Below are 8,024 nucleotides of genomic sequence, written 5' to 3' on the forward strand. Positions count from 1 at the left end.
GAGGATGCTCCACAACCTCCCGAATATGCAGACGAGGATCAGAACAAAACCGATCATCTCGACGACCTCGTGAAGGCCAGATGCTTCATCCCAACCGGGGCGAGAGAATAGCAGCGACCCAATCGCCGCTATGCTCAGGGCCTGGACGACCAATAGTCTCTTCCGCTGATTAAATGGTTGCGGGGCAATGGAAGCGGACATCATGGTTCCTTCGACAAAGGCTTTTTCGGGGACTCGCGCCAAGCAGTGCATCCAATGTCGACCGATCTGTCAGAAATGTGACGCGCTGTCCCTTTTCCTGGCGGCGACTGCTCGGTTTCAATGGCAAGCTCGATAGCCGATTGCGGTAGGCCTGACCCTTGGCAGATCCCTATGTCGGCAGCCCTTTGGAACTTGCCGGAAATTAAGGTCTCGGTGGATAAACCCGCATGGCTTTTGCTGGCAGGAAGACGGATGCGCGGGCGTGGATGGATCAAGGCGTTGCGTCAGGACGAGGCTCGGCAGGTGCGTGCGCGCATTGCGGAACTGGAGCGCGACCTCATAGCGCCCACACCTCAAGGACGCCATCGACGTTTCGAAGCCGGACATGAACTTCGCAATGCGAAGTCCCGCCTGGCGCGTCTCGAGGAATGCATCTCCGGAAATACCGGAGAAACATCGGCGTTAGCGGGAAGCTTCGCCGCTCTCAATGCTTGTAGCCGAACATCATCTCTCTGCTGCGGTCAAATCGATCCTCAGAAAATGCGGAAGGGAAGCCGGTCCAGCCAGGGCCGCGAATGGCTGGCCACAGCACCAAGTTCAATCGGCTGTGCAGTCCTGTACAAGGATTCCGAAAGCCACCTGTCGCTCGCGTCCCCTGTGGTTTCACACTGCCCGTCGATAGGTCCAGAGTTGTGCGGGGGGAACATTGCGAACGACGATATCATAGTGAGAAACGATGTAACGGTCGGGCATTTTGAGCACCGGTGACAGAAGACCGTAGGTGATTTGGATCACAGGTCGCCCGGCGGGGATTCGTGCAAGCAAATCCTCGAGCAGTGTGAGGCGCTGTTGCATCGGAAAGCTCAACATCGGCACTGCGCTTATGACACAATCGAACTTTTCCCGGCGCTCCCCCAGAATTTCTTCCAGGGCAAACGCATTGCCCAAGCGGAAATCCACTCCCGGAAAGCGTCGCACCAGGCCATCATAAAAATCCTTGGAATATTCGACCGAAGTCACCCGATGCGGTTGGATGCCTCTTTCCAGGATGGCCCTGGTGATGACACCAGTCCCGGCACCAAGCTCCAAAACCGGCAATTCAGAATGCGGGTTGACCACACTAGCCATGCGGCGCGCCGCGTGGATCGACGTGGGCATGAGTGCGCCCACGCCTTTCTTATCCTTCTGCCAACATTTGAAGAATTGCACTTCTTCCTCAAGTTTCTTGCCAAGTCGCTCTTTCAATCGAAAGGCCATATCCGCTCCCTTCTCCCGATCCGCGTCGGAGCAACTTTTTGTCGAAGTTTCGCTATATAAACAAGCCTGATTCACAGGGATGATTGCCGCGCCGGAGGCGCGAAACGCCCGCGCCGGCTGGCACGCCCTAGTCCACCAGGATCACGTTTTTCTCGCTCAGATGCGCGCCAGTTCTTCCTGTATGGAAATCTCGGTCATGGCCTCGCGAGCCCCCCACGGCTCATCGAGCAGCCGTATCTCCGGCTGCACCATCAGCGCCAGCGCGACGCACGCAGGGTTTCTCGTCTGCTGCGGGCTTCGCCAGGCGCACAGCAGACAGCGAGGCCGCTACGGCCGCAAAAAACCCGCGACGGCGGCTCGATTCCGGGACCGGTCCGCCATTTTTGGTAGGTGATCCGTGCAAATGCGTGGCGTGGATCACCCCAGCTATCTCGTGGCCGCCCCATTGCCAACGTCCTCTTTTCAGCCGGCCGAGCCTCCCAATCGCCGGACCAATGATGACGATCCCCTCTGAATTTTTTGAAGAACCCTGACGGTCTTCGCCGTGTTAACGTGGTTCCGGCTTGCCATGGCCTTACCCTTCTCTGCCGCGCAGGTAGCAAGTGCTATGACTCTACCGTGTAATGGCCTTGGAAAATACGACGGCTGGACCACAATAATGAGGTTTAGGCAGAAGACTTTTCAGGGAAACCCCCAAAAAGGAAACAGCAGCTCTTCCGGTCCTTACGAGCCCGGCCGTTCCTATCGGCCGGTAATCATCGCAGGCCATAGTGCCTGTCCTTCCACGACCGGAGCCGAAGCGATTTTTCTGCTAACAGCTTCACGCTGGGTCCTGTTCCAAGCCGAAGCTCGCTGGCAAGGCGCATAGGGCATCAGGTGTCGCTTGGCAGATGGGGTGGTTGCCGTCCTCCCCTAACGGCATCGCAATGTGCCAAAATGATGTGGCGTAAGCCACAGAACAGAGAGGACGGCGGATGAAGGATATGTTGATCGGAGTGGATCTGGCAAAGAATGTTTTCCAGCTACACGGGGCGTCGATGACAGGCGATGTGAAGTATCGCAAGAAACTGTCTCGCGGGCAGTTCTTCAGGTTCATGTCAGAGCAGCCATCGGCCTTGTTGTTATGGAAGCCTGCGGCAGCGCCCATTACTGGGCGCGCGTGTTGGTGAAGCTGGGCCATGCAGTCAAGCTGATCGCGCCGCAATATGTGCGCCCGTTCGTGAAGCGGCAGAAGAACGACGCGACCGATGCCGAGGCAATCGTCATTGCGGCCCGTCAGCCTGAAATGCGCTTTGTCGAGCCTAAGACCGCTGATCAGCAAGCGCGGGCGGTTCTGTTTCGGGCGCGCGAGCGTATTGTTCATCAGCGAACGGAATTGGTGAACGCTCTGCGCGCCGTTCTCTACGAATATGGGCAGGTCATTCCGCAGGGGATTGGTCACATCAAGCGCATTGAGGCGATTGTCGAGAATGCTGAGATCGGCCTGCCCGAGCTTGTGCAGGAGGAATGCCGCGACCTTCTGGCTCGGATCGGCGAGAAGACGGCCCGGATCGAAGAAAAGGCCAAGAAGCTCGCGGAACTGTCCCGGCAGAGTGAAACCGCGCGCCGGCTTCAGACCATGCCAGGTGTGGGGCCGCTGATCGCACTGGCTGTCGAAGCTTTCGCGCCAGCGATGCAGAGCTTCCGATGCGGTCGGGACTTTGCCGCTTGGCTCGGCCTCGTTCCACGACAGTTCTCTTCTGGCGGGAAAGAAAGGCTCGGCCGGGTGTCGAAGGCTGGTCAGGCCGACATCCGCAGGCTCCTGATTCTCGGGGCAATGGCCCGCGTGAGTTGGGCGGGTCGCAAACCGCCAGCGCAAGGATCGTGGCTTTCGCGGATGCTCGCAAAGAAGCCGCGCATGCTGGTGGCGATCGCACTGGCGAACAAGATGGCTCGGAAAATATGGGCCATGCTGACGAAGCAGGAAGATTATCGAGACCCGGCTCTGGCTGTGGCGGCGTGACAAGAAACCACGCGGATAACCAGGACTGGCAAGCAGGTGTGAGAAGTCGATGACCTGAATGGGCGCATGATCGAACAGATCTGGACCGGGAAAACCAGAAGTTAACTGAGGGCATAGAGCTCGTTTGGCAGATTTGGACCCGATCCGCAGATCACCATACCGGCCAGCGGCTTCTGAAAGTGCCGCAAATAAGGCCTGACAGAAGACCGCACTCGATCACACGTCAAAAAGGGTCAGACACTACTTGCGCAACGGACGGCAACCACAGAAGTTAATTATGAGAATGCGGAGCCAATGATTTCAGACAGTTGGGCGAGCACTTAATTTGAAAATGGGCAGTTAATTTGATAATCCGGCTTGGATTTTGCACGGGGAGCCTGATTCTCACATTAAGTGACAGTGCCGGGGTGCAGTTGATCCTCGAGGCTATCCGGCATGGGTGGCCATAGGGCAAGCATCTTCTCGTCGCCGGCGCCTACGATCGCAGACAATTGAGGGAGAAGGCCGCGTTCCTCGACTTCGTCTTCGAAGTGGTGGCCGCATCAACACCGTGGCCGGCATCAAGGCGCTGCCCAGGCGTTTGATGGTCGAGCGAACCTTCGTCTGGACATACGCTGGCACCCTCGCGCGCGACTATGAACAGCGCATCGACGGCTCCGAAGCCATTATCCACGTCGTTATGGGAAGTCTCTTTTCGCGCAGAATCAGCCATTGAACCAATTCCCAAACAGACTCTAAGCAAGCCAACCGAAAGGCCAGTGGGCAACAAGGAGATTCGCTGCCCACCAAAAATTCCTGTCTGCCGTGCCACGCAGCCACGATAACAAGAGGTCGGCGATCGTTCGCTTCGCGGCTACGGTGAGGTTCGCGCTACTGCGACAAAAAGCGGCCGTTCATCCCTGAGAGTCAGAGCGCCACAAGTTGCAACGGCCGAGCACTGCTTCGTCCAATAACTACTGAATATTACCGAGTAGCGTCGTCATCGCGACAGTCATGGCTCTAGCATAGCTATCGATATCCTTCACCTCAAACAGGAAGCGATTCGACTCCGCACCGGCGTTCGTCCACGTTGTCATCCCATTCGGATCACACTTGATGTCGATGGGGCGGAAGCCAAAAATCGCATCGTCCACGTTGGAACTCGGAATAATGTTGCCGACTTTGTCCACGGCTTGGGACACCATGTGGAAAAAGCCAGCGGTGCACCACATGTCGCGATCGGCACGGAGAGTCAAATAGCTCGTTGCATCGCTCTGCGGCGCAAGCAGCGGCTGCAGGTAGCGCGCATCCGTCCGCGCCTCAAGGCCGTAGGTGAAGTAGCTTTGCAGGGCGGGCGACAACTTCGGCAGAATGTCGCTCTGCTTGAAACGGTAGAAGGTGCCGAACCGCTCCACCTTTCTCTCGGTGTAGTACGCCTTCTTCTCGAAGCACGGCATCCAGTAGATCGGGCATGGGATGTCGAACGTGGCGGCGTAAGCGGCCGCATTGAGCTCGACATTGTACTCTACCCCTCCCTGCTTCGCGACCTCGGGATGGCCCGTGCCCGCGTTGAGGTAGATCCCGGCACATTTGTTACGGAAAAGATCCGGATCGAGCTTGGCAGCAATGGCGAGGTCACGGCAGGAGCCGACGATGCTAATGTAGGCCGGCACTTCGCTGTCACGGAGATAGTTGAGGAGGAACTCCGCGCCGGCGCGGTCGCGCCTGGGAAGAGCAGTATGCGCCGCCTGGTCATGCGTATAGGGAATGGAAGCGCCGACCGCCATGTGGGTTGGTAACCCCGTGAGGTAGCTTAGCTGCGCAATACCGGCGACGTCCGGACTGCGAATGTGATCGGGCGGGAAGTCGACCAGTACGCCGCCGAGCTCGAGTTGGCCCGATGCAGCAAGAGCATAGACGCAAGCTAGGTCCCAGTGATCGTCCGGATCAGCATAGGGACGAAATAGGTCAGTCTGGTGAAGCAGTCTTATAGTCATGCGGATCCTCCTAACTATTCTTGGGCGCCCGAGATCGCGACCGAGCCGGTGAAGAAGCAGGGGTACGCTAGGTTATTTCTTGCAAGAATGCAATAACCTAATATTGTCAGCTGCCGAACGAGGTGCTATTAATGAGTCGGCTTTAGGAGGCCGAGGCCCGCTTCCTGTCCAGCTCGCCGATGTCAAAGCAATGGCTCGAAAGCGCGCGTCGAACATGTGCTTCACTGTGCGCATGTCTTTCCACGCTGCTAGCCATGCTCTCTTCAGTGAGACTGCCGTGAGGCCACTGACGACGCCACGTTCGAATTCGAAGGCAGCGTTGAGAATTGAAATGGTTGTATCTCCATAGGAGCGAGGTGGAGATGCGGGTAGGTTTGCCGCAGTAGAGGAGATCCCAATTGGCTCAGGTCACCGTAAGGAACATCGTGAAGCGCTACGGAAGCGCACAAGTTATCCATGGTGTGAACGTCGACATTGCAGATGGCGAGTTCGTCATCCTGGTCGGGCCGTCGGGGTGCGGCAAATCCACGCTGTTGCGCATGATTGCCGGCCTCGAATCGATGTCGGGCGGTGAGGTCTGCATCGGTGGCCGGGTGGTCAACGACGTTCTGCCAAAAGACCGCGACATAGCGATGGTGTTCCAGAACTATGCCCTCTATCCGCACAAAAACGTCGCCGAGAACATGGGCTTCTCGCTTAAGATCAACGGTAGACCGAAAGCCGAGATTGATGCCAAGGTTAAGAAGGCGGCTGAAGTTCTTGATTTGGGCAAACTGCTGGACCGGTTTCCAAAACACCTCTCGGGGGGGCAGCGCCAACGTGTAGCCATGGGACGCGCCATTGTGCGCGACCCCCAGGTTTTCCTTTTCGATGAGCCTTTATCGAATCTCGATGCAAAACTCCGTGTTGCGATGCGCGTTGAAATTAAGGAATTGCATCAACGCCTCGGCACAACGATCGTCTATGTTACTCATGATCAGATCGAGGCGATGACTATGGCCGATAAGATCGTGGTGATGAGGGACGGAAAGGTGGAGCAGGTCGGGCCGCCACTCGATCTTTACGACAATCCGGCGAATGTGTTCGTCGCCGGCTTCATCGGCTCTCCAGCCATGAACTTAATCAACGGCATAATCGACTCAAAAGACGGCGAACAGGTTTTCGTTTCGGATACCGGATCCGTACTGCCCACCCGGGGAGTAAAGGCTCAGGATGGTCAGCCGGTCGTCTACGGAATACGCCCCGAGCATATCGATATCGCGCCTGACGGCTTGGCGGCAACGGTTTCTGTGCTGGAGCCGACCGGCTCAGAGACCCAGATTTTCGCGAGGGTTGGCAAAGACACTATTGACGCCATAGTCAAGGATAGAATTATGGCCCGGCCTGGTGAAGAGGTGAGACTGAGAATTGATCCCCGCCGGGTACACCTCTTTGACAGGCAAAACGGCGCACGCCTTTGATCCTTCGCTACCGAAAAATCTTTGCTGGTCACCGGCGCCGGCAAGGGCATTGGTCGTGCGGTCGCTCTGATGCTCGCGCGGCGACCAGGTGGCGGCACTCAGCCGGTCTGAGGCCCGATCGATACGAACTGGCGAACACAACCATCCGGCGCCCGCGCACACTGAGATTCTCCAATTGGAGGAGCTGGTCACGCGTGCGGCCGCAACGGAAATGACGCCGCTCAGACGTTTGCGAGAGCAACGTCGGCCGTGACTGAATCGAAAGCTATACGACGTGTCGGGTTCGTGATTCACCCATCTTGGCCCTCTTTGGAGGAGACGAGCGATCACCAAGTCCTACTCGCTGGATTGGCGCCGTTAAGTGGCGCGCTTTGTGAGGGCGGTAATTCCTGCCACGCTGCGGCCCGCCACTTCGAGGTCTCTGTCCCCTTTGTGGGGCGGCTGTTGGCCGCCTATCGGGCACCGGCGGCCTGGCCGCCAAACCGAGAGGGCGGTTGGCACTATTCCAAGCTGGATCCACATCGCGAGTTCCTGATCCGACGCGTGGCGAGGAGGGCGACATCAACATCGCGCAACCGCGGCTGAATTGGCGGTCTTCGGCAGGAAGACCAGGTTGATCTCACGCTGGTTCATCCGCCAAGGCGCTACAGCGTCAAAAGAAACGCTGCGGGCCAGCGAACAAGGACGCTCCGACGTGCGGCAGGCACGCGAGCACTGGGGCACCAGGCGCCAGCCGTGCATGCGCCAAGAGCCACACCGGCGTCTTTCTCGATGAGACCGGCACATCCACCCGCCTGCGCTGCCGCTGTTCCAAGGGGCGGCGCCTGCATGCGAAAGGGCGGTTCGGCCATTGGAAACACAGACCTTCGTGGCTGGGCTGCGTCACAATGAACTGAGTGCACCTTGGGTGATCGCCGGGCCGATGACCCGGCGCATCTTCGAGGTCGGGCCCAACTCTCCCCGACGCGAAAGGCACCGTGGTGATCCTCGAAAATTTGCCGGCACATAAGAGTGAGAGGGCAGTCCGTTGTCTTAGGCAGAAGGGGCTAGGTGTTTAGTCCCGGCATTTGATGGGTGGGATCGAGTCGGAACCGTTCGGGCTCTTTTGCCCAGATTTTGCAGATGAAC

4 protein-coding genes and 3 pseudogenes are annotated in these 8,024 nt (G+C 57.9%); 3 read left to right on the top strand and 4 right to left on the bottom strand.

Annotation, left to right across the window (positions count from 1 at the left end; all coding sequences use genetic code 11):
• The 3 genes and pseudogenes from AC0L3O_RS34965 to AC0L3O_RS34975 all read right to left on the bottom strand — a co-directional run.
• A pseudogene (locus tag AC0L3O_RS34965) lies at positions 1–243 on the bottom strand (hypothetical protein); the annotation flags it as partial.
• 621 nt (positions 244–864) lie between these two features.
• Positions 865–1,458 (bottom strand): phospholipid N-methyltransferase PmtA, encoded by a 594-nt coding sequence (gene pmtA / locus AC0L3O_RS34970; protein ID WP_473618095.1) that lies wholly within the window; start codon positions 1,456–1,458, stop codon positions 865–867.
• A 159-nt stretch (positions 1,459–1,617) separates the two neighbouring features.
• Positions 1,618–1,725: pseudogene (locus AC0L3O_RS34975) on the bottom strand (ABC transporter ATP-binding protein); the annotation flags it as partial.
• An 826-nt stretch (positions 1,726–2,551) separates the two neighbouring features.
• Here AC0L3O_RS34975 and AC0L3O_RS34980 point away from each other — a divergent pair.
• Both AC0L3O_RS34980 and AC0L3O_RS34985 read left to right on the top strand, forming a co-directional pair.
• Positions 2,552–3,460: pseudogene (locus AC0L3O_RS34980) on the top strand (IS110 family RNA-guided transposase); the annotation flags it as partial.
• A 550-nt stretch (positions 3,461–4,010) separates the two neighbouring features.
• Positions 4,011–4,175, top strand: a complete 165-nt coding sequence (locus tag AC0L3O_RS34985) for a hypothetical protein (RefSeq protein ID WP_473618096.1) — start codon at positions 4,011–4,013, stop codon at positions 4,173–4,175.
• Between the two features lie 238 nt (positions 4,176–4,413).
• On the opposite strand, the gene AC0L3O_RS34990 is transcribed toward AC0L3O_RS34985, so the two are convergent.
• Positions 4,414–5,436 (bottom strand): hypothetical protein, encoded by a 1,023-nt coding sequence (locus AC0L3O_RS34990; RefSeq protein ID WP_473618097.1) that lies wholly within the window; start codon positions 5,434–5,436, stop codon positions 4,414–4,416.
• A gap of 398 nt (positions 5,437–5,834) precedes the next feature.
• Between AC0L3O_RS34990 and AC0L3O_RS34995 the strand changes: the two genes are divergently transcribed.
• Positions 5,835–6,896, top strand: a complete 1,062-nt coding sequence (locus AC0L3O_RS34995; protein WP_473618099.1) for an ABC transporter ATP-binding protein — start codon at positions 5,835–5,837, stop codon at positions 6,894–6,896.
• Positions 6,897–8,024: the final 1,128 nt, after the last annotated feature.

The organism is Mesorhizobium sp. WSM4810 (assembly GCF_055811235.1).